This is a genomic window from Chryseobacterium sp. RLHN22, assembly GCF_051011795.1.
Classification (GTDB): domain Bacteria; phylum Bacteroidota; class Bacteroidia; order Flavobacteriales; family Weeksellaceae; genus Chryseobacterium; species Chryseobacterium zhengzhouense.
The window spans coordinates 1-21,488 of sequence record NZ_JBPCHW010000023.1; the positions used below are offsets into that span (position 1 = coordinate 1).

At 33.8% G+C, this 21,488-nt stretch carries 21 protein-coding genes; 2 read left to right on the plus strand and 19 right to left on the minus strand.

The annotated features are described in order from the left end of the window. Nucleotides 1-143 precede the first annotated feature (143 nt). From ACR1PN_RS17630 to ACR1PN_RS17710, 17 genes are all read right to left on the minus strand, one after another. Nucleotides 144-944, minus strand: a complete 801-nt coding sequence (locus ACR1PN_RS17630; protein WP_433981093.1) for a patatin-like phospholipase family protein — start codon at nucleotides 942-944, stop codon at nucleotides 144-146. Nucleotides 945-1,062: 118 nt separating this feature from the next. Then, on the minus strand, nucleotides 1,063-1,677 hold the full coding sequence (locus tag ACR1PN_RS17635; RefSeq protein ID WP_378180459.1) for a PH domain-containing protein: 615 nt from the start codon (nucleotides 1,675-1,677) through the stop codon (nucleotides 1,063-1,065). A gap of 419 nt (nucleotides 1,678-2,096) precedes the next feature. Beyond that, nucleotides 2,097-3,485, minus strand: a complete 1,389-nt coding sequence (gene lpdA / locus ACR1PN_RS17640; protein ID WP_433981094.1) for a dihydrolipoyl dehydrogenase — start codon at nucleotides 3,483-3,485, stop codon at nucleotides 2,097-2,099. Nucleotides 3,486-3,689: 204 nt separating this feature from the next. Beyond that, nucleotides 3,690-3,953, minus strand: coding sequence for a hypothetical protein (locus tag ACR1PN_RS17645; protein ID WP_433981095.1), 264 nt, complete (start codon nucleotides 3,951-3,953; stop codon nucleotides 3,690-3,692). 111 nt (nucleotides 3,954-4,064) lie between these two features. Continuing rightward, on the minus strand, nucleotides 4,065-6,728 hold the full coding sequence (locus ACR1PN_RS17650; protein WP_433981096.1) for a glycoside hydrolase family 3 N-terminal domain-containing protein: 2,664 nt from the start codon (nucleotides 6,726-6,728) through the stop codon (nucleotides 4,065-4,067). 256 nt (nucleotides 6,729-6,984) lie between these two features. Then, entirely contained in the window at nucleotides 6,985-8,427 is a 1,443-nt protein-coding gene (locus tag ACR1PN_RS17655; protein WP_433981097.1) for an alpha-L-fucosidase, read from the minus strand. 178 nt (nucleotides 8,428-8,605) lie between these two features. Further along, on the minus strand, nucleotides 8,606-9,499 hold the full coding sequence (locus ACR1PN_RS17660) for a TIGR01777 family oxidoreductase (RefSeq protein WP_433981098.1): 894 nt from the start codon (nucleotides 9,497-9,499) through the stop codon (nucleotides 8,606-8,608). Between the two features lie 110 nt (nucleotides 9,500-9,609). Beyond that, nucleotides 9,610-10,335 (minus strand): YqjF family protein, encoded by a 726-nt coding sequence (locus tag ACR1PN_RS17665; protein ID WP_433981099.1) that lies wholly within the window; start codon nucleotides 10,333-10,335, stop codon nucleotides 9,610-9,612. Between the two features lie 64 nt (nucleotides 10,336-10,399). Beyond that, entirely contained in the window at nucleotides 10,400-10,873 is a 474-nt protein-coding gene (locus ACR1PN_RS17670; RefSeq protein WP_433981100.1) for an SRPBCC family protein, read from the minus strand. Nucleotides 10,874-11,058: 185 nt separating this feature from the next. Next, nucleotides 11,059-11,871, minus strand: coding sequence for a DCC1-like thiol-disulfide oxidoreductase family protein (locus ACR1PN_RS17675; protein ID WP_433981101.1), 813 nt, complete (start codon nucleotides 11,869-11,871; stop codon nucleotides 11,059-11,061). Beyond that, entirely contained in the window at nucleotides 11,858-12,289 is a 432-nt protein-coding gene (locus ACR1PN_RS17680; protein ID WP_433981102.1) for a hypothetical protein, read from the minus strand. Before ACR1PN_RS17680 ends, ACR1PN_RS17675 begins: the two co-directional genes overlap by 14 nt. 78 nt (nucleotides 12,290-12,367) lie before the next feature. Next, a complete protein-coding gene (locus tag ACR1PN_RS17685) occupies nucleotides 12,368-12,772 on the minus strand; it encodes a hypothetical protein (protein ID WP_072963247.1) in 405 nt (134 codons plus the stop codon). Nucleotides 12,773-12,779: 7 nt separating this feature from the next. Further along, on the minus strand, nucleotides 12,780-13,124 hold the full coding sequence (locus ACR1PN_RS17690) for a hypothetical protein (RefSeq protein WP_433981103.1): 345 nt from the start codon (nucleotides 13,122-13,124) through the stop codon (nucleotides 12,780-12,782). A 51-nt stretch (nucleotides 13,125-13,175) separates the two neighbouring features. After that, nucleotides 13,176-13,541, minus strand: coding sequence for a hypothetical protein (locus tag ACR1PN_RS17695; protein WP_433981104.1), 366 nt, complete (start codon nucleotides 13,539-13,541; stop codon nucleotides 13,176-13,178). Nucleotides 13,542-13,622: 81 nt separating this feature from the next. After that, a complete protein-coding gene (locus tag ACR1PN_RS17700) occupies nucleotides 13,623-14,126 on the minus strand; it encodes a GbsR/MarR family transcriptional regulator (RefSeq protein ID WP_072963259.1) in 504 nt (167 codons plus the stop codon). 140 nt (nucleotides 14,127-14,266) lie between these two features. Then, nucleotides 14,267-16,621, minus strand: coding sequence for a TonB-dependent receptor plug domain-containing protein (locus ACR1PN_RS17705; RefSeq protein WP_433981105.1), 2,355 nt, complete (start codon nucleotides 16,619-16,621; stop codon nucleotides 14,267-14,269). 12 nt (nucleotides 16,622-16,633) lie between these two features. Beyond that, nucleotides 16,634-17,152 (minus strand): RNA polymerase sigma factor, encoded by a 519-nt coding sequence (locus ACR1PN_RS17710; protein WP_433981106.1) that lies wholly within the window; start codon nucleotides 17,150-17,152, stop codon nucleotides 16,634-16,636. Between the two features lie 235 nt (nucleotides 17,153-17,387). Between ACR1PN_RS17710 and ACR1PN_RS17715 the strand changes: the two genes are divergently transcribed. Beyond that, nucleotides 17,388-18,590, plus strand: coding sequence for an aminopeptidase C (locus ACR1PN_RS17715; protein WP_433981107.1), 1,203 nt, complete (start codon nucleotides 17,388-17,390; stop codon nucleotides 18,588-18,590). Nucleotides 18,591-19,076: 486 nt separating this feature from the next. Here the strand turns inward: ACR1PN_RS17715 and ACR1PN_RS17720 are convergent, their stop codons facing one another. Beyond that, the gene (locus tag ACR1PN_RS17720; RefSeq protein ID WP_433981108.1) at nucleotides 19,077-20,138 is read right to left on the minus strand and encodes an NADH:flavin oxidoreductase; all 1,062 of its coding nucleotides are present in this window, start codon (nucleotides 20,136-20,138) and stop codon (nucleotides 19,077-19,079) included. Between the two features lie 122 nt (nucleotides 20,139-20,260). On the opposite strand from ACR1PN_RS17720, the gene ACR1PN_RS17725 reads away from it, so the two are divergent. Next, nucleotides 20,261-20,650, plus strand: coding sequence for a winged helix-turn-helix transcriptional regulator (locus ACR1PN_RS17725; RefSeq protein WP_433981109.1), 390 nt, complete (start codon nucleotides 20,261-20,263; stop codon nucleotides 20,648-20,650). Nucleotides 20,651-20,657: 7 nt separating this feature from the next. Here the strand turns inward: ACR1PN_RS17725 and ACR1PN_RS17730 are convergent, their stop codons facing one another. Continuing rightward, complete coding sequence (locus tag ACR1PN_RS17730) at nucleotides 20,658-21,464, minus strand: hypothetical protein (RefSeq protein ID WP_433981110.1); 807 nt, start codon at nucleotides 21,462-21,464, stop codon at nucleotides 20,658-20,660. Nucleotides 21,465-21,488 lie beyond the last annotated feature (24 nt).

Consider the following 21,488-nt stretch of genomic DNA (forward strand, 5'->3'; position numbering starts at 1 on the left):
GAGTGCACCGAAAGATTATGTTTTGCAATTCTTTCAATGCAACTCAACTTAAATGATAAACTATATTTTGATATTCCCATAAATAAAATGCCCCTAAAAAGTGTCTAACTTTTTGGGGGCAGTCCAAAGTGAGAGTTTTTTCTTTATGAGCCTAATTGTTTCAGTTGTGTAAAATAATTGCTTTCTGCAAAGCTTTCTTTCGCTGCACGATATCCGATATTGAAAATTTGTTCTAACCGGTCTTTTTTTCTTTCGAAGGTTCCGTAGCTCGATAAATCCTGTGATGAAATAAACCAGTCACAATGCTCAAATTTAATCTTTTCAATTCGATATGAGAGCAAATCATAAGACCTTGATACAATTGCCTTAATGGACTTTAAATCGTTGATTTTAATATCATGCGGCGGCGAAACAAAAACACCAATCAATTTATCGCAATCATCACGAATAATATCTGCAGGGAAATTATTCAAAACTCCCCCATCACAATACATTTCTTCTCCCAAAATATAAGGTGTTGTAATTCCCGGAATTGAGCATGAAGCAATGATGGCATCGGTTACCAAAAAATCTTTATCAAAAATCTTTTCTGTTCCTGCGACTAATTCTGTGGCTACAATTTTTACTTCTTTTTCTAAATCACCAATTTTCATATCACGAAAAATCGGTTTCAGGTAATTATTAAAAATGACAGACGAAACCAATCCGGGCTGATTAAACGTAAAATGCTTCCAGTTGAAAAAATATACCGACTGAAAGAAGTCTAAAATTTCTTCAGGTTTTTTGCCAATAGCATAAAGACAGCCCACAATAGAACCGGCACTGCAGCAAGCCAGAACATCCACATCAATATTCTGTTCACTAAGAAATTTTAAAACTCCGGCATGTGCAATACCTTTAGTACCGCCACCCGATAAAACCAATCCTGTTTTTTCAAAGTTCATTGAATAAATGTAAGAAAACCTCGCTGAATATGGTATTTAATTATTCTAAATATTTTGTTAATTATTTAAAAAGAAAACCACAGACGAAATCTGTGGTTCAGTATTTAAAGAGCAATTATTAATTATTAATATATTTCTCAAAAATTGCAGAAAAATCTTTCTGATTATATCTGTCGAAACTATTGGTATTCCAGGCAAAAACATATTCATTAATCGCCTTTAATTCTTGGCTTTTCGCAACATTTTCCTGTTTTCCTGATGCAATGCTTCCAATTGCTTTCTGTATACTGTCATTAGAAAAATTCAATAACGAATGGTTATGGTGAACCACTTGCTGAATCGCCAAAAGTGCTTTATACAGGTCTTTTAACTGATCAACCTGGCCTTTTGCAACACTGATCATTAAAGGAACATTGCCGATATTGAACGAGATCTCAACATCAAGATCTATCGTTCCTGCAGTCTGCAAAACTACATTTGAAAAAGGAAACTGATAATATTCGTATCTTCTCAAAACTCTTTTCCTGTCGATAGCACTGGCTCCGTCAATGTGTATCAAAGCTCTGTTGGTGAAGCAATATTCGTCTCTTTTAGATTTAATCAAAAAGAAAATTTTCTCATTATCTTCTGATAAAATATAATCGTCCGAATCTACTTTATCATAATCCTGAGAAGGAATAATTTTACCAATATCTCCTAAACCTAATGCTTCCGCAGCTAATTTTTTAAACATAGTTTATTTTAATTTGTATTTTATTAAGTGGCTAAAATTAAGAAAATAAGTGAGATTAAATTAAACTTGTTAAACTTTTTTTAGGAGTAATTTGATTACATCGAAAAGCAATTTTAATTTTCTATTTGAAGCTTTTTCCCGCTTTTCACTATATCTTTTGTTTCGCTTCGCTATACAAAAGGATGCCGTTACAATCGGGGCTAGGGTCGTCGTCGCTTATTTAAGCATTAGAAAAATATTACCCGAGTTTGTCATTCCGTAGGAATCCACACCCATTTTTTAGATATTCAATTTAAAATCATTGCTTAGATTCCTACGGAATGACAAATTTTGAAAATAAAAAGTTTAAACTGATTAAAAAAGAAAAAACCACAGACAAAATCTGCGGTTTTAATATATTTAAAATTGATTATCTCAAATTAAATGTGAATCACTTCTCCGTAAGCAGCAGCAGCAGCTTCCATAATTGCTTCAGAAACTGTCGGGTGCGGGTGAATAGATTTGATGATTTCGTGACCAGTCGTTTCTAGTTTTCTGGCAACAACAGCTTCAGCAACCATATCTGTAACCCCTTCTCCGATCATGTGGCAACCTAACCACTCACCATATTTAGCATCGAAAATAACTTTGATGAAACCATCTGTATTTCCATTTGCAGTAGCTTTTCCACTTGCAGAAAGAGGGAATTTACCCACTTTGATGTCGTATCCTTTTTCTTTAGCCTGCTTTTCTGTAAGACCAACAGAAGCCACTTCAGGGTGACAGTATGTACATCCAGGAATATTGCCATAGTCGATTTTCTCAACGTGAAGTCCTTTGATTTTCTCAACACAAGTAATCCCTTCCGCAGAAGCAACGTGTGCCAAAGCTTGAGTAGGAATCAAATCTCCGATTGCGTAATATCCAGGAACTGAAGTTTCGTACCATTCGTTGACCAAAACTCTTCCTTTATCTGTCTGAATTCCCACTTCTTCAAGACCAATGTTCTCGATGTTTGCAGCGATTCCGACAGCAGAAAGTAAAATATCAGCTTCAAGAACGATGTTTCCTTTAGCCGTTTTTACTGTAGCTTTTACACCTTCTCCACTTGTATCAACGCTTTCTACAGAAGCATTGGTCATAATTTCGATACCTGATTTTTTTAGAGATTTCTCTAAGTGTTTAGAGATTTCTTCGTCTTCTACAGGAACGATATTTGGCATAAATTCAACAACCGTTACTTTTGTACCCATTGTGTTATAGAAATCAGCAAACTCAACCCCAATCGCTCCGGAACCTACAACGATCATAGATTTTGGCTGCTCAGGAAGAGATAATGCCTGTCTGTATCCTATCACTTTTTTACCGTCTTGTGGCAAGTTCGGTAATTCTCTGGAACGTGCTCCCGTTGCGATAATGATGTGAGTACCTGTATATTCGGTTACTTTTCCGTCTTTATCCGTAACAGAGACTTTTTTACCTTTCTGTACTTTAGCCGTTCCTAAAATAACATCGATTTTATTTTTTTTCATCAGGAATTCAATCCCTTTGCTCATTTTGTTGGCAACTCCACGGCTTCTCTGAATTACGTTCGGAAATTCAAAACTTCCTTCCACTTTATTCAAACCATAATCTTCAGCATGGTTAATATAATGAAAAACCTGAGCCGACTTCAACAAAGCTTTAGTTGGAATACATCCCCAGTTAAGGCAAATTCCCCCTAAATTTTCTTTCTCGATAATTGCAGTTTTGAAACCCAACTGTGCCGCTCTGATTGCAGTAACATATCCACCAGGACCACTTCCGATGACAATAATATCGTAATTCATTAGTTTAAAATTTTTATGCGAATTTAAGGAAAAATATTGGATGAAGCGCATTTCTGATAATTCATCTGAGAATGCATGATTATGACATTTTTTATTCATTTTAAATAAAAAAGAGAATACAAGAAGCATTCTCTTTCAATAAATTTTATTTTAAATTAAAAATTTCGTAAAAACAAACTGCTATTGAAATGTTCATCCCTACATCTATTTAGCAGCTTTTAGCAAACGTTTTTCATTCTGATATCTTTCATTTAAAGCTCTTAGCTGGTCCTGTTTCATTTTTTTGGTTGCTACAGGGTGATTCGTAATTAATTTCTTTTCAGTATTGTACCTTTTATTCAATTCATTCAGCTTACTGTTATATAGCTGCGTTTTCGAAGGATGCGGAGGTGCAGGCGGTCTTTGTTGCGCAAAAGCACTCGTTGATAAAGCTATCAATAAAATTGTCGATATTAAAAACTTTTTCATGACATTTACTTTTTAGAATGTTTCATTAAAAACATTGGTTTGGAAGTAAACATTACAGATATTGTACCATAATTCTCACCCATTTATAATTAACTCTTTTTTAACGCAAGTCTATTCTACTTCAATATTCTGTTTTAAAGGAAGATTTTTAGAAGAATTTCCTACAAAAATCCTGTACGTTCCTTTTTCAACAGTCCAGTTCATTTTCTCATCCAAAAACTGTAATTCTTTCACAGGAATTTCAATCGAAATTTGTTTTGATTCTACTGGCTTTAAAAATACTTTATGAAAACCTTTCAACTCAATAATTGGTCTCGAAACTGAAGCTAATAAATCTTTTACATATAACTGAACAACTTCACTTCCGGCCTTTGAGCCTGTGTTTTTTACATTGACCTTTGCGATGATTGTATCATTTTCAGCATATTTGGATTGATTTAATTGTAAATCAGAAATTTCGAAAGTCGTGTAACTCAGTCCAAAACCAAATGGATATAACGGTTCGCCACTTAAATCATAATAATCATTTCCTCTGCCTGTCGGATGATGATTGTATGCCAAAGGTAATTGTCCTTCTTCAATCGGGAATGTAATCGGCAATTTTCCCGAAGGATTTTCTGCACCAAAAAGCACTTTTGCGACAGCATTTCCGCCTTCTTCTCCGGGATACCAAACATCTAAAATTGCTCCGACTTTATCTTTCCAATCCGTAGTTTTTATGGCGGAACCTCCAACCAAGACAACCGTTGTCGGCTTATTTAGTTTTGAAACTTCCTGAATAAATTTCTCCTGATTTCCGGGCAAACTCAGCGAAGAACGATCCTGAAATTCACCTTCATGAATTCCGGCGGTAACGATGATATAATCTGCATTTTGAGCGAGTTTTAATGCTTCATCAAAATCTTTCTGATGGTCATTTAAACCGTAATTCCAGATCAGTTCGATGTTGGCTTCTCCCCTGCTTTCGTGGAATTCCACAATGATGTCATATTTTTGACTTTTAACAAAATCAATTTCGGCAGTTTTGGTTGAATAGCTCAGCTTTTCCCAATTGTCAATCAATAATTTACCGTTTACATATAATCTGAAACCGTCATTTCCACGGAGTCCTAATTGATATTTTCCCGAATCCGGAGATTCCAGTTTTCCTGTCCAGCGAATGCTGTAATTATCTGCCTGTAATTTTTCAGGATTTGGAGAATATAAAGTCCATTTGAAATTTAATTGTTCGTCGTGTTTTTCAAAAGCCGGATTTCCTTTTAAATCTGAATTGGAATAATAATTTCCTTTTAGTCCTTTTTGATTTTCGGAAGACAAAAATTCGGTCGGAACTGTTACAAATTGCTTCAAATTCCAGTCAATTCCTTTTGAATATTTGACTTCAATATTTTTATTTTTAACGAAATTTTTAATTTCATCCACAATACTCACCTTTTTATTTCCCGGCCCTGAATAACCTCCCAATCTTGCATCGACAGCATCAGTTCCAACCACCAAAATCTTTTTATAATTTTCAGAAATCGGAAGTGTTTTATTGTTATTTTGAAGCAAAACAAAAGATTCAATGGCCGCTTTTTCCGCCAAAGGTTTATTGTTAATTTTCTTTAATTCATCGATATCTTTATTAGAAATGTAAGGATTCTCAAACAAACCGAGCTCAAATTTTGCTCTCAAAACTCTAGCTACCGCATCATCAATTCTTTCTTTTGAAATTCTTCCATCCAAAAACGGAGGAATAAATAATTTATAATGCTGATATTCTGTCTGGAAAATCACATCAAGTCCCGCATTAATTGCCTGTGCAGAAGCATCATCATAATCTTTTGCCGTAAAATGCAAAACGTTTGCTCCGCCAACCGCACTCGCATCGCTGATGACAAAACCTTTGAAATTCCATTCTTTTTTTAGTTTTTCAGTCAATAACCAATGATTTGCTGTTGAAGGTCTTCCATCCAATAAATTATAAGAAGTCATCACCGAACGACTTTTTCCTTGATTAAAGGCTTTTTGAAAAGGAATCAAATGCGTTTCTTCCAAATATCTTTTGCTCCAGTGAATTGGATATGAATCTCTCCCACCTTCACCAACATTCGCTAAAAAATGTTTCGGAGTTGTAATAATTCCCTGATTTTCAAAAGAACTGGCGAAATTCACACCCATCACAGAAGTTAAAAATGGATCTTCGCCATACGTTTCCTCCGTTCTTCCCCATCGAACATCACTTGCCAAATTCACAACCGGAGCCAAAATCTGACGGATTCCTCTCAACTTCGATTCTTTTGCAATTGCTGTCGATACTTCTTTCATCAATTGAGGATTGAAGGTTGCTGACAAACCGATTGCTTGTGGAAAAGCGGTTGCTCCTTCACGCATTAATCCGTGCAAAGCTTCATCAAAAGGGATAATTGGGATTCCCAACCGGGATTCTTCCACGAAATATTTCTGAATGGCGTTTATTTTTTTTGCCAGCCTTTCCGCCTCTTCATTTGCATTATATTTCAACAATTGTCCGGCAACTCCGCCACCCTGATTTCCCGCACTTACCTGCAAACCGAAAATTCCGTGAGCATATTGACCTTTCGAGACGTTATCCAAATCTCCGGGAATCATGAAGCATTGCCAGAATTTTTCTTCGGGAGTCATGCGTTTTAATAAATCCTGAAGTCTGGCTTCTACAGGTTGTTTTGGGTCTTTGTATAGTGGTTTTTGAGCTGTAATACATGTTGTGCTCAATAATGAAATTGCTATGATTTTAAAACGAAATTTTAAGAACATAAATATTTTGATTTAATTATTGTTCTTTTGTCTTGAAACAAAAGAACTAAAAGTTCAAGACTTGGAACTCTACGCTAAAAATTAAAATTTAATCCTAAAATTCCCAAAACTTGCGCGAATTCAATATTTGCTCTTCGTTTCAATATTTGTGTCGCGCTTCAAACAATGGGAATTTCTTAACGGATTAAATTTTAATTTTCTTAACGCTCCGATTTCCTATGTCGTTTTTTGATATAAAAGTAGTCCACAATTTGAACTATTGTGTAATTTGAATTACGGTTGAATATTTTAACTGATTTCTTTCTTTAGGTAAATGAATTTCAATTGAATTTCCTGTCTTTTTCCATTGAATTTTGTTTGATAATCCTAAAACTTTTAATGATTTCGGCTTAAAATTATCCGGAACTGTAAAATTTAATGTGGATGGAGATTGATAATTTGACTGATCATCTAAATGAAAAATATTCACCGTTTTTCCGTCTTTGCTTTGGGTGTAATAAAAATTTCCGTCGTGGTAAGGTGCAACACTTCTCGTCGCAAAAACCGCAGACTGATTTTTATCTATCCAACCTGAAATTTCATTTAACCTTTCATACACTATCGGATCATAATCTCCGTTGGGTCCGGGAGCAATATTCATCAGATAATTCCCTCCTCTTGAAATGATTTTGACTAAAGTTTCAATGATTTTCTGAGACGATTTATAATTGTCATTGGGAACATACGAAAACGAATCGCCCATCGTGATACAGCTTTCCCACGGAATCGAAAGTGCTTTTTCAGGAACGGCCTGTTCTGGAGTGACATAGTTTTCCCATTTTCCGGGAACCGTTCGGTCTACAATAATAATTCCGGGTTGATTTTTCCTGGCCATCGTTCCTATTTTATCCATGTCGATATCCTGTTCAACCTTGATGGTTCTTTGCCATTCAACATTCTGATCGATCGTGTTAAATGGGCGAACCCAACCTCCATCTAACCAAAGAATATCTATTTTACCATAGTTTGAAGTAATTTCGTTCAGTTGATTAAAGGTGAAATTTTTGAAACTGTTCCATTTTTCCGGGTATTTCTTCGGGTCGTAGTTTACATTTCGGTCTTTTGGAGGAAAATAGGACCACCAATAATCGTCGGAGTGCCAATCAGGTTTTGAGAAATAAGCACCAATTTTAAAACCCTCTTTTCGGAAGGTATTGAAAATTTCTTTCGTTACATCGGCTTTTGGATTTTTAGAAAAAGGTGTTTTTGAAGAAGTAATTTTATAATCAGACTGTTGTGTATCAAACATGGCAAAACCATCGTGATGCTTTGTTGTAAATACCACATATTTCATTCCCGCTTTTTTCACCGCATCTGCCCATTTCTGAGGATTGAACTGAGTCGGATTGAAAGTCGTCTGAAGATTTTCATAGTTTTTAACGTATTCGTAGTAAGATTTTCCGTGTTCAGGTTTTCTTTGAGTCCATGATTCATCTTCCGGGCAAAGGCTCCAGCTTTCCACAATTCCCCATTGACTGTACGTTCCCCAATGCATAAAAAGCCCGAATTTTAAATCCTGCCAGTTTTCAAGATTTTGGACAACAAGTGGATCTGTAGGTTTTTGATAGCCTTCTGAAACGTTGTGAGCCTGTGAAAAAAAAGTGGTTGATATGAGTAATGATGAAAGAAATAAGGTTTTCGTTTTTGGCTTGATGAGCATTAAGTTTAGTTTTTGCTAATTTAATGCTTAAACTGAAAATTTTAACCACAAAAGACACAAAAGATTAAAACACATTAGAATTTAAGATTATTATCACACTTTATAGAAGAACACATTAGTTTTGAAAATCGAAGATTTTCTGTTGCGTGGGTTTCTAATTCCGTTTATTTTTCTATTTTTAAATCAAATCATTAAATGCAGATTCAATATTTGAATAAGTAAATTCAAAGCTACTTTTTATTAATTTCTGAGGATAAACATTTCGGCTTTTCAGTAATAATTCTGTTTCACTTTTTAAAAATATAGAGGCAATTTCCAGTTGCCAGACAGGAGTATTCAATCCTAACGGAATTTTCATTTCTTTTCTTAATTTTCGCATAAAATCTTCATTAGACAAAGGATTTGGAGCCGTTACGTTGATTTCTCCTGAAATATTTTCATTGTCAATTATAAATTCAACTGCTCTGCAGAAGTCGTCAATATGAATCCAGCTAACATTCTGATTTCCGCTTCCCTGTTTTCCGCCTAACCCTAATCTTGTGATCATTTTCAGTTTTGGAAAAGCGCCACCGTTATTTCCTAAAACGATGGAAGTTCTTAAAGCAACTTTCCGCACATTTTCTGTTTTTACTTTAAAAAATTCTTTTTCCCAGCTTTTGCAGATATTCATCGAAAAATCGTCGCCAATAATTCCGTTTTCTTCTGTATTTAAATGAGTTTCTGAATGAACATAAATAGTCGCCGAACTTGCATTCAACCAAATTTTAGGCTTATTGACACACTCATCGATTGCCTGTTGAAGAACTTTTGTACTTTCAATTCTTGAATTGTAAATTTCTTTTTTGTTCTTTTCCGTATATCGGCAATCGACAGATTTTCCTGTTAGATTGATTAAAACATCAGCATTTTCAAGCACATTTTTCCATTCGCCCAACGTTTTTGCATTCCAGTATATTTCATTTTCACGTTTTGGATTTCTGGTTAAAATATAAACCTGATTTCCTTTTTCTGTAAAGTATTTTTCTAAATTCTTGCCTAAAAAACCTGTTCCGGCTGCAATGATTATTTTCATTTGGTTGATGGTATTTAGTTGATGGTTGATGGATTTAAATATGAGATGCTTCGACAGGCTCAGCATGACATTGCGAATGCTAAATGTTTTAAAAGTCTATGAATGACTTTTTACTTGGTTCTTTTTATTTGGTTCTTGAGATACTTCTTCATTTTCACTTCAATTTCAGAACCTTCTGCGAGCATGACAGAGATGGGTTTTTGATGATTTAAACATTCAAAATCATTTCCGTAGACTGTTTGAAAATCTATTTCAAGCTGATGATTTTTGACTACATAATACTCCCATTTTGGATGACAGACTTCATATTCTGAAGTTTTATTTTCTTTTTTTGTGAAACCGTAATAATGTTCGGTAATGAATTCAAATTCTGAATTGCTTTCCATTTTTAAAGGTACATTTTCCGCAGTGATTTCTATAGAATGCCAGGTTTTATCTTTCCAAGAATATTTTATTAACAATTCTTCGCCTTTTTGATGAATTTTATTTTTCATCGGCATGGTTTTATAATGTTCTTTGTAAACTGAATTGGCAATAAAACTTAAAGACGGTTTTGGAACAATTTCTTTTATGAAAACTACCCCTCTTTTCCATTCATCTCCTTCTTTTTTCTTTACATAAAATCTTAAATTCACTTCTTCAAAGTTTCTGTGAAAGGGAATTGGAAGTCCCAGTAATTTGGTGTTTAAAAACATAAATCCAACTAAACTTACATAACATTTTCCTTGATAGAAGTCCAGTTCTGTACCTTTTGGAAGGTATTTTTCTAAGATTTCTGGATTGATTTCGTAGTTGATGATGGCTAATTTTCGCCATTCGGCTTTTAGGAATTTCATTGTTTTGGTTGTTTGTTGTTAGTTGATGGGTTTTGTTTTTAATAGGATTTCATCATATCCTGGTTTAAATCGTCCCTTCAGGACTCATTATTGATTCTGCGGTTTTTTTAATTAATTTATTTCGTTCTAATAGGAATTTTTTCATATAATTTTTAAGATAGATTGTGTTGAAGATTTTTCCGATCATTCCGAAAGGTGATTCGAATTCAAGAATATCTGTCATGATTGTGTTTTTACCTTCCTGTCTGAAAATATGCTGATGTTTCATCGATTTAAAAGCCCCTTTCTGCATAACATCGGTGAAATGATAAGGTTTATTCATAATGATAATTTTCGTGGTTAATGTTTGATAGACGCCTAGATGTTTTGCTCTCCAAGTGACGGATTCTCCTTCTTCAATGAGTCCGGAAGTTCTTCCTGCTATTGCCTTTTCGTTCGTTTTAGAAGTTGATTTTTGATGCAAATCGATGTCTCTTGATAAATCGAAAACGACCTGGATATCGGCTTTGATGGTTGTGTTTAAAATTATTTTTGACATCAGTTGGTTTTATAGTTGACGGTTTTTGGTTGTTAGTTGATCTTGATTTATTGTTGGTGATTTGTTGTTGTTGTTGTTGTTGTTGATGTTGATGTGTTGTTGATGTTGTTGTGTTGTTGTGTTGTCGGCGATAGGATTTCATCCTATCCTTTAGAAGGTCGTCCCTTCGGGACTCTTTGTTGTTTTTATTTGTTTAATAAGATTAAAGTAATTAAAACTGTGGTTCTGAAAATCATCCAGGAAAATGTAGGAAGGAAGTTTAATTTTAATATTTTACATCTTCGAATGTGTTCCAGAAACATAATGAATACAACGATTCCAAAATAAATTATTGAAGAAACCGGATTTAGATTTAAAAATAAAGCGGGAATTAAAAGTAAAGTTCCGATCAGAGAAACAGTCATCATATTTCCGAGGTAATTCCATATTTTGTCTTTTAAATAAAATTTTAAAAATACAGTCTGCCAAATGATTTGTCCGATACAGATTGTAAATTCTCTCCAAAAATTCTGAGTTGATCCCAATCCTAATTTTGTTGAAAATATACTCAAAACATATCCTGAAAAAATCACAACAAAAGCAAGGTAAGCTAACCTATATTTTAAATTAAAATCCGGAATGCAGGCTTCTTCCGTATTATCTTTTTTTGAAGGGATAATCTGTTTTCTGTTGTAAGAAACAAAGGAATACAGCTTTTTAAAAAACCAGTAGAAAGGCTTTATTCTAGCAATTTTTGCTAACAATGGAAATGAATTTCCGATAATTAATAATAAACTATCCAATCCGTAAATCACTTTACTTTTTTCATGATCGACTAATGCGATTTCGTTTTTTGCACGATGAAAATCAATCAGGTTTTTATTCCTTAAACTCATATCTGTAAAGGCTTCTCTTCCATTTTCATCCAACATTCCCGATTTAATGAAACCTTTAGAATAGATGTTGCACATCGGGCATTCGTTATCGTAGATTAAGGTATGATTTTTAAGTGTTTTCATGATTCAGATGGTTAGAATGAGTGTTTTTAAAATCAAAAAAACTTATCAGGAGCGACTGTATCATCAGGATGGGAGAAAGAAAAAGCCATGACATCATCATTAGTTCAAAAATATCCTTAATGTTACCGCTATTATCACGGATATCCAATGATATTAGGCAAAGCCACGTTAAAAAACCAATCACCACGTACGTTGAAAGAAAAATATACACTTTCCTTGAATCGGTTTGTACATATTTTTTACTATTAAATTTTATTAAATTCAGGGAATACTGAAAAATGGCGATCAGAAAAAATTCAATAATCAATACGATTAATATAAAATCTTGTCCCATAGCCATTACGGTGAATAAAGTCACTACAAAAAGTAGAATTAGAGTTTTCTGAATGTTCACGTCGTATTTTAAAAGCATTTTCATGGTTATTCATTTTAAAGGTTCAAAAAGTCTCCTCTCGTTCTTTTATTCCGGATTTTGAAGGTGAAATACATCCAGATTTTAAATATCAGTGTTTTCATTTTTAATGATTTTATCTTTATTCATGGCGTGTTTGCGACCTTTTAAGAACAGTAGTAAATTCAGAAGCATCATTATTCCAAGGTAAATAGAGAATCCGCCAATCTTTTTGCTTAAGGCAACGACTAATCTTTCTACTGTTTCAATCTGAAAAAATTCGATTATACATAAGGCAAAACCAATATTTAAAAGGTAAAAACCGATCTTAAAGAGTGAATTGGTTGCCATTGCAATATCTTCTTTCTGATGAAAAATATCAATCATAAAGGTTTTAGAATTCTTAAAAAGAAACTGTGAAACAAAAATTGTGAGCATAATGACAATCGGTAAGTAAATCATGTACGCAGAAAAGTTGTAGGTGGCTGTGGTTAAAACTGTTGCATTCATAGTGTTATTATTTTATAGTTAATTTTTTTCTTAAAAAGTAAAGAGTGAAAATATTCATGAAGTGTAAAAAACAGAGAATCAAAGTGATGTCTCCAATTCTGATGGCTGTGACCGACAGCAGCTGTTCCATAGAATTTACCTTATCCCAACTTGCCAGATTAATGGCGATGTAGCCGAGATTTATCAGGTAATAGCATCCTAAAAGTATTCTGTTGATTGTCAGACAAAGATTGGCATCGTGAATAAGATAATCCAGATAATACTTCCCGGCGTTGTAGCACCTTCTTCCCACATCAATCGTGATGTACGAACTGATGGAAAGAAAAAGTAGGTATGAAATAATATTGAACATTTTATAAATATTATATTTTCAATAATTTTTGAAACATAGATTCAAAAAAATTTATTCTGCTATCTTATTTTGTTTCATCGTTTCAATGAGATAAAAACCATAAACCAAATAATAGATATTAAAAAGCATACCTCCAATTCCCATAAAATATGTTGCAAATTCCATGTTGGAATCAACTGTTAAAGAAGTTATGCCATACAAAATCAGAAAAAACAAAATAACTCCGAAGAAATAATAGCGATGAAATTTGCTTGCAACAAGGGAAATCCTCAGTATAAAGCCAAGCAAATTTGAAGCTCCAATAAAGAAAAGTGCAATAAAAAATTCTGACCCTTCAGTTAAAACAACCCATACAAGGCTTACGAAGGTCAATAGAGTTTGAAATATCACTTCTGTTTTTAAAATATTCAGTTTCATGTTTTAAAGTTTTTAATATTATTATATTTTCAATATTTTTTGAAAGAAAATTTGAAATAAAAAAGGATTTTGGAGTCCTTTCTATTTTAATAAATTAGTGATCTTTCCGACCAACCAGTGATCATCACTTTTGATCGCCAGATCCATAATATTGTTGATTTTCCCTGTCACAGAACTGAAATCGTTCATCAGCTTAATAAATTCTTGAGCTTCTTCTGAATCTTTATCCTCAATATTTTTAAGCTCATCCAGGAAAGAAATAACGGGTTCAATCTCTCTTTTTCTGCGCTCCTTAGTGATTTGCTTGAATAAATACCACACATCTTTTTCCGCTACAAAATATTCTTTTCTATCACCTTTTATCAGTTCCTTTTTTACAATTCCCCAATCCATCAATCCGCGAAGATTCATATTCGCATTTCCTCTCGAAATCTCCAGCTGCTCCATCACCTCATCAGTAGAAAGGGCTCTGTTGCTTGCCAAAAGCAGAGCATGAACCTGCGCCATTGTACGATTGATTCCCCAATTGGTCGCGAACGTTCCCCAAGTTTGGATGTATTTTTCTTTAGCTTCTGAAAGTTGCATTTTATCTTAAATTTCTGATACAAATGTAATTATAATTTTCGAAATTTCAATAATTTTTGAAAATTTATTTCGTAATATTTATTTTTTAAGATCATATAAAAGAAAAAACGCTCAATGAGAGCGTTTTAAACTATTATGAATTAATTTTTAATCACTTTAAAGGTTTCCCACCCTTTTTCTGTTCTGGCTCTGATGAGATAAACACTTTGTGGATAAGATGAGATATCAATAGCACTTTTTCCGGATAGCTTTTCTTTTTTCATAATAATTTTTCCAGCCAAATCAAAGACGTATAGCTCATCAACCGGAAGATCTGAAATAATGTTTATCGGACCTTTAGTAGGATTTGGAAAAACTTTTATTTGATGCTCAGTTTCGCTACCTGCTTCGGTTTCCAGTTTTTTATTCAGATAATTCTGAGAAGTATTTTTATCGCATTCGGTGAGAGTTGCCCGTTGCAAAATAAGTCTCAGAAGAAGATCATTCAATTTTTCTACTTCATAAGATTCTACAGTTGGTTCAATGTGATTGTTCCCGATTCCGCTGTGATTGGTCAAAAAAGTATACGTACCGTTCGTCATCAGCGCAAAAGTTCTCATCAGATATTCTGTCTGCTTATCAATATCGCTTGCAGACAGAGGAATGACTGTTATTCCTTTCTGAGCTGCTATTTTTATGTATCTAAAAAGCTTGTAAATATTTTCTTCTGATTGATGTGGAGGTGCATCAAGAATCAAAAACATGATTTTGGTAGAATTTTCTGTACTCCATTTCAGTTCATTTAAAGAGACATCCATTGCTTCAACTACAGCTTCCGGAAAATCACCACCACCTGAAGCATTCTGCTGTTTGATAAAACTTAAAAGCTGGCTCGCATCCTCATTAAAATCAAACTTTTTGGTTACATATTCATCTCCTTTGTCTCTGTAAAAAACAGAACCATATCTTACCTCTGTATTTTTTAGGTTAGATTCCACTTTTTTTAGAACGTCCAGAAGTTCAGACTGCAAATAAGCAATTTCGTCTCCCATCGAACCTGTTGCATCAACTACAAACGCAAGATCTAAAGCTCTCTTTTCAATACATGGTTTATCAAGAACAATAAGATTTTGTCCGTTTTTGAATTCTTTAGGATTATTACTGATTATATTATTTGATTGATCTTTCAAAATATATTTTCCTATGTTTTGCTCGACGTTAGTCATTGGATTAATCCATAATTCTGCATTTCCAAGATTATCAGTAACTGATTCCCAGACAACCTCATTTTTATCATTAACCAATTTTAGTCTTTCTCCCACTATCGGTTTTTTATTTTTATTCACCAGTTGTACAGACACTCTTCTTTCAGGAAAAAATTTCCATTCATTTTTATAACTTTCTAAAGCAGGCACAGCAATATCCATCCAATAATTCCATTTGGAAAAATCATTTGCTTCTCCCGCAGTAAGCTGTCCTGCTTTTGGAAATACTTCTTCTTTTTCTTCCGGTTTATCTACAATATCGGTTTTTGCTTTTGGGAAAAGCTTTTTCAGGAATTTATCAAACTTTTTATTTTTTGATTTTGATGCATCTTTAGTAGAAATTACAATAACGCCATTTGCTGCTCTGCCTCCATATAAAGAAGTTGCAGCAGCATCTTTAACCACTGAGATTTCTTTAATGTTTTCAGGTTTTAATTTTTTAAATTTTTCTCTGCTTGCAATCTCACCGTTAATAACGTATAACGGTTCTGAACCTTCTTTACCCGAAACAACCCCACGAATACGAATGGCACTTTTGGAAGAACCCGGAGTTCCTGAACCAGAAGTAATTGCAACTCCAGGAACACTTCCCGCCAATGCATTTAAAACAGGTCTTGAATTACTTGCTATAAGATTTCCACTAACCGTTGAAGAAGACACAACAGATTTAGATTCGGCCGCTTTTACACCATATCCTACTATAACTACTTCTTCAATATTCTTTTCTTTGTAGCCACTGTCTACAGGAATGTAGGGAACTTCTTTATTAATTGCGATTGGTTTAATTTTATAATTTTTAGCACTAATAATTAATGGTTTTTCTTCAAAAATAAAATCCGATTCTATATTATGGCGATTATATAATCTTTTTGCCTCTTCATAAGCTAATACTTTTTGGTTTCGATTCTCTTTTAAATCATTAGCTTCTTTTTCAATATTATACTTTACCGTACTGTCAATTGCCTGAATATTTGAATTTGATGCTGGAGAAACCGTATTTTGAGTAATTACAGATTTATTAATTTCTGAAATATCATTTTTATTAATAAAATAAAACGCACCCAAACCAACCATCAAGCTTGCTGCAATTCCATAAGGAAGCCAAATCGGGATAATTCTTTTTTTATTTTCTTTTTTATCCAGTTTTTCTTCAACCTGAGCCCAAACTTTATCAAAACCAGGGAAAGTCGCTGGCTCTTCCGCTTTAGAAGCCTCATTGAATTTTTTATCGATATCGTGATTATTTTCCATTGCTGTAAAGTTTTAAATGTTGTGATTGACCAAGAGTTCCTGAAGCTTTTTTCTTGCAAAATTCAGTTGGGATTTTGATGTTCCTTCACTGATGGAAAGCATGGTTGCGATTTCCTTGTGCGGATATCCTTCAATCGCGAATAGATTGAAAATCGCTCTGCAGCCTTCCGGGAGGAAATTAAGTAACTTAAGAATATCTTTTTCGAAAGAGATGCTTTCTGCGGGTATATCCGAAGATTCAACCAAGTTTTCATCCAGAGAAATATGAAGCGCTTTCATTGCTCTCAGTTTCTGCAAGCATTCATTCACCGTAATTTTCTTTGCCCAGGCTTCAAAAATATCCGGATTCTGCAACTGATCAAGTTTAGTAAAGATCTTATAAAAAGTATCGGCCAGTACTTCTTCTATATCTTCATCATTTTTCAGGTAACGTCTGCAAACCGAGTAAAGTTTACCCGCCATCTTTTCGTAGACCTTCCGCTGTGCATTGCGGTCATTCCGTTGACATGCTATTAGTAATTCGTGTTCCATAGGTTGGCTTTATACTCTAATAGATGCAGAAGTTTTGAATTGGGTTGGAAACATCTAAAACTTTTTTTAAAAATATGAAATTTCTTTTCTTCAATAATTAATCTAGTATAGCCTAAAAAACAAAATAGGAACTGAAAGACCCTTTTCATAAAAATAAAATCTCTCGTTTAACTTTTCCCTTTGTAACAAATCTTTAATATGAACGACTATTCATATAAATAATCTTTTTATAGTAATGAAAAATACCAAAATTGCATCATTACTTTTTGTTTTGTCTGCAGGAAGTATGATGTTTGCTCAGGATGACTTAATCAATAAGCTAAAAAACAACCAATCTCAAAATGCTAATTTCCAGTTCACTACGTTGAAAGATGTAGGAGCGACTTCGGTAAAAAACCAGGGTTCTTCAGGAACTTGCTGGAGCTATTCAGGAAACTCTTTCCTCGAATCTGAAATGCAGAGAATGGGCAAAAAGCCCGTTGATTTGGCAGAAATCTTTACTGCAAGAAATTCTTATCACGATAAAGCAAAATTGTATGTTTTGAACAGCGGAGCAATCAGCTGGGGAGACGGGGGCGAGCTTCATGATGTGGTGAATATGTATAAAAAATACGGTGCTGTTCCACAGGATGTTTACACTGGTTTGAAAGCCGGACAAACATTGAACAACTTTAAAGAAATGCAGGAAAAACTAAAACCTGTATTGGATAGTCTCGTTGCAGCTTCTTCAAAAGGAAAATTGTCTGATAACTGGATGGATTCTGTAGATGCTATTCTGGATGAATATTTAGGAAAAGTGCCTGCAAACTTTACGTATGAAGGGAAAAATTACACTCCGAAAACTTTTGCTAAAGAAGTAGTAGGAATTAGTCCTGAAGATTATGTTGAAATTTCATCATACAAAGATTATCCTTATTATCAAAAATTTGTAGTTCCGATTCCTGATAACTGGAGCCACGATTCTGACTGGAATGTACCGATGAAAGATTTAACCGCCATCATTGATAACGCTGTCAACAAAGGATATTCCGTAGGTTGGGCAACGGATGTTACTGAACCTTATTTCTCTTACAAAAACGGAGTTGCTTACGTTCCGGATGTAGATTTAGATCAAATCACAAAAGACAACAAAGAAACTTTATTCACAGAGCCTAAAAAAGATAAAGCGATCACTGAAGATATGCGTCAGAAAGCTCTAAATAACCTTTCTACCACAGATGATCACGGGATGCACATCGTAGGATTGGCAAAAGATCAATCTGGAAAAGAATATTATATGGTGAAGAATTCCTGGGGTGTTACCAATGATTTTGAAGGCTACATCTATGTAACAAGACCGTATGTTGAGTACAAATCTACAGCAATTCTTGTTCACAAAAATGCGCTTCCAAAATCTATTAAAAAGCATCTGAAGCCAACTAAAAATATTGGTCTGTAAAAAATCATTATTGTCTTCTAAGGACAATTTTAGATATTCAAACTTGTTAATTACCGTCTGATTTTTTTTCAGACGGTTTTTTATTTTAGAAAATAGCTAATTTTAATGCAAAGTACGCAAGATTTCTGTCACCATTTGCTGCATATCTTCCGTTCGCAAAGGCACTTCGTTCAGCTAGGGCTAGAATTTCTTGCTGAGTGAAATCGAAGATTCGATGAAGTCAAACGGCTTTGTTGACGAATAATGTTTTCTATAATATCAAAAACTTCGAAACGTTAGCGTTTAAAACAAATTCAGTATTATTTAAAGCAACAAAAAAACCGTTCTCAAAAACTTAAAAACGGTTCTTCTAAAATCAAAAAAATTATTAGGTAAAATTATGTGTAAAATAAAAGTGAACTGCCCATTTTACTTCGTCAGTGAATAGTGGAAATAAAGTTTTAAATAATAAATTAACCTCAGAAACAAAAAGCAATTCACTATTTTTTAATAAAGAGTTGCCATACTTTCAGCTTTGAAATCCAAAAGATCTTCTGTCTTTCCTTCTTTCACTTTTTTCACCCACTCCGGATCCTGTAAAAGTGCTCTTCCAACAGCCACAAGATCAAAATCTCCCCTGTCTAGTCTTCTCGTCAATTCGGTTAAGTCCGCTTTTTCAGTTCCCTGTCCAGCAAATGCTGCCATAAAATCTCCTTCAAGACCTACAGAACCTACAGTAATTGTCGGTTGACCTGTAATCTTTTTTGCCCAACCTGCAAAATTTAAGTCGGAACCTTCAAATTCAGCTTCCCAAAAGCGTCTTTGTGAGCAGTGAAAAATATCAACTCCCGCTTCTTTTAATGGTAATAACCAATCTTCCATTTCTTGCGGAGTATTTGCTAATTTCGTTCCGTAATCCTGCTGTTTCCATTGAGAAAGACGGATGATAATTGTAAAATCTTCCCCTACTGCAGCTCTTATTGCTTTTACAACATCTACAGCAAATTTGCTTCTTTCTCTCAGTGTTTTTCCTCCGTATTCATCGGTTCTCGTATTGGTAACTTCCCAGAAAAACTGATCAATTAAGTAACCATGTGCTCCGTGAATTTCAACCACATCAAATCCAAGGTCTTTCGCAGATTTCGCAGAAGCCGCAAATTGTGCAATCGTATCCTGAATATCCTCCAATGTCATTGTAGAAGCTTTTTCCATATCCACCAAAGGATAATCTTCAGACATTCTCGTATCTCCAACATGCCAGATCTGAGGTCCCATTTTTCCTCCATTTTCATGAACAGCATCGATTACGTTTTTCCACCCGTTTAATGCTTCTGTTCCATAAAAATCAGGAATATTCTGCATATTTTTTGAACCAGGTCTTTTGATCACAGTTCCTTCTGAAAGAATCAATCCTACTTCCGAAGCCGCTCTTCTTGCATAATAATCTGCAATTTGCTGAGTAGGAACTCCGTTATCAGATTGAGCTCTCGTCATCGGAGCCATTACGATTCTATTTTTTAGTTCTAAATTCTTGTATTGAAAAGGTTTAAATAATGATTCTGTGCTCATTTTTAAATATGTTTTTTATAATTGTTACACAAAGTAACTAATAATAGTTCATTTTGGTATCTTTTACATTTAAAAAAGTGGTAACTTTGTAGTAACCTACATTAGTAACGTAAAAGTAACATATGAAGCAAAATGAATTAATGGCTTACAGCTGTCCTTTAGGAAAAGCAATGTCTGCCTTAGGAAGCAAATGGAAACCGATCATCGTATTGGTCATTAAGGACCGAAAATTACGTTTTGGAGAACTTGCGGTACGAATTAATGTAATTTCCAGGAAAGTCTTAACCGACCAGTTACGTGAAATGGAAGCCGACGGATTGGTAATTCGTGAGGAATTTAAAGAAATCCCTCCCAGAGTTGAATATTCGTTGACGGAGAAAGGATTGGCATTGTTGCCTATTTTATATCAACTGGAAGAGTGGGAAAGGAAATATCATGTGCATGATCCGGATAAAGAGAAAGATTGTAAATCTCTTCTGGAAGAGAAGAAAATAAAAAAGGCTGTCGTTTGACAGTCTTTTATTCAAAAGTAACTCTAAAAGTATTTTCAACACGTGCGATTACTCCTACATATCTTCCCGGTTTCCAATGATTATAATAAGCTAAAATTGTCTTCTTTGCTATATTTTCAAGTTCACTTTTATGCTTTTCATTTTCTTTAAATCCACTTACCCAATTTTTATTTTTTAGATTACTAATTCTTCCATTTTTTTCAATGATGAAACTAATGTCCATAAATGGATAACTATCCCGCTCATGCTTTAGTGACAACCCTGTTTTTATGGTTGGAATATAGCCTTCTTTTATAAGATTATCTTCTTTAACAAAGTGAGGTTTTTCATTCTCATTTAAATCATAAATATTTAAAACCTTATTATCATTTTTAATCTTTTCAATTAACAGCTTTTCAGCTTCTTTTTCTATTTTTTTCCGAAAATTCTTTCCGTGAATTTTCTCCATCTCTAAATTGATAAAAGCTTTATAACAACCTTGAGTCTGTCCTTCCATCTTTACACAACTATAATCATAATTAATAACTTTAAACTTTATTTTGCTAGCATATTCCGAAATTTCATCTTCATAAATCAATGATTTACATCCAAAACAAGAGGTGGTAACATATATATTTCTATATTTTTCCATATCCTTTTTCGCTCTTGCAATATCTTCTTTACAAATTCTATCATCATTTTTGGGATTGACAACATATTTACGCAAAACCTCTTCCGGATTCGGAATAATTTCATTCTCAAATTTAGTTTCAGGTTTTTTATCATTACAACTAAATAATAATAGAAGAAAAAATAAAGGGTACAGCTTATTCATAATTTGTTTATTAAAATCAATTAC

What these genes read in the sequence shown, in the direction of transcription:
- ACR1PN_RS17630 (WP_433981093.1), bottom strand. Translation starts at nt 944, where the DNA reads ATGAACTTTGAAAAAACAGGATTGGTTTTATCGGGTGGCGGTACTAAA.
- ACR1PN_RS17635 (WP_378180459.1), bottom strand. Translation starts at nt 1,677, where the DNA reads ATGTTTAAAAAATTAGCTGCGGAAGCATTAGGTTTAGGAGATATTGGT.
- lpdA (WP_433981094.1), bottom strand. Translation starts at nt 3,485, where the DNA reads ATGAATTACGATATTATTGTCATCGGAAGTGGTCCTGGTGGATATGTT.
- ACR1PN_RS17645 (WP_433981095.1), bottom strand. Translation starts at nt 3,953, where the DNA reads ATGAAAAAGTTTTTAATATCGACAATTTTATTGATAGCTTTATCAACG.
- ACR1PN_RS17650 (WP_433981096.1), bottom strand. Translation starts at nt 6,728, where the DNA reads ATGTTCTTAAAATTTCGTTTTAAAATCATAGCAATTTCATTATTGAGC.
- ACR1PN_RS17655 (WP_433981097.1), bottom strand. Translation starts at nt 8,427, where the DNA reads ATGCTCATCAAGCCAAAAACGAAAACCTTATTTCTTTCATCATTACTC.
- ACR1PN_RS17660 (WP_433981098.1), bottom strand. Translation starts at nt 9,499, where the DNA reads ATGAAAATAATCATTGCAGCCGGAACAGGTTTTTTAGGCAAGAATTTA.
- ACR1PN_RS17665 (WP_433981099.1), bottom strand. Translation starts at nt 10,335, where the DNA reads ATGAAATTCCTAAAAGCCGAATGGCGAAAATTAGCCATCATCAACTAC.
- ACR1PN_RS17670 (WP_433981100.1), bottom strand. Translation starts at nt 10,873, where the DNA reads ATGTCAAAAATAATTTTAAACACAACCATCAAAGCCGATATCCAGGTC.
- ACR1PN_RS17675 (WP_433981101.1), bottom strand. Translation starts at nt 11,871, where the DNA reads ATGAAAACACTTAAAAATCATACCTTAATCTACGATAACGAATGCCCG.
- ACR1PN_RS17680 (WP_433981102.1), bottom strand. Translation starts at nt 12,289, where the DNA reads ATGAAAATGCTTTTAAAATACGACGTGAACATTCAGAAAACTCTAATT.
- ACR1PN_RS17685 (WP_072963247.1), bottom strand. Translation starts at nt 12,772, where the DNA reads ATGAATGCAACAGTTTTAACCACAGCCACCTACAACTTTTCTGCGTAC.
- ACR1PN_RS17690 (WP_433981103.1), bottom strand. Translation starts at nt 13,124, where the DNA reads ATGTTCAATATTATTTCATACCTACTTTTTCTTTCCATCAGTTCGTAC.
- ACR1PN_RS17695 (WP_433981104.1), bottom strand. Translation starts at nt 13,541, where the DNA reads ATGAAACTGAATATTTTAAAAACAGAAGTGATATTTCAAACTCTATTG.
- ACR1PN_RS17700 (WP_072963259.1), bottom strand. Translation starts at nt 14,126, where the DNA reads ATGCAACTTTCAGAAGCTAAAGAAAAATACATCCAAACTTGGGGAACG.
- ACR1PN_RS17705 (WP_433981105.1), bottom strand. Translation starts at nt 16,621, where the DNA reads ATGGAAAATAATCACGATATCGATAAAAAATTCAATGAGGCTTCTAAA.
- ACR1PN_RS17710 (WP_433981106.1), bottom strand. Translation starts at nt 17,152, where the DNA reads ATGGAACACGAATTACTAATAGCATGTCAACGGAATGACCGCAATGCA.
- ACR1PN_RS17715 (WP_433981107.1), top strand. Translation starts at nt 17,388, where the DNA reads ATGAAAAATACCAAAATTGCATCATTACTTTTTGTTTTGTCTGCAGGA.
- ACR1PN_RS17720 (WP_433981108.1), bottom strand. Translation starts at nt 20,138, where the DNA reads ATGAGCACAGAATCATTATTTAAACCTTTTCAATACAAGAATTTAGAA.
- ACR1PN_RS17725 (WP_433981109.1), top strand. Translation starts at nt 20,261, where the DNA reads ATGAAGCAAAATGAATTAATGGCTTACAGCTGTCCTTTAGGAAAAGCA.
- ACR1PN_RS17730 (WP_433981110.1), bottom strand. Translation starts at nt 21,464, where the DNA reads ATGAATAAGCTGTACCCTTTATTTTTTCTTCTATTATTATTTAGTTGT.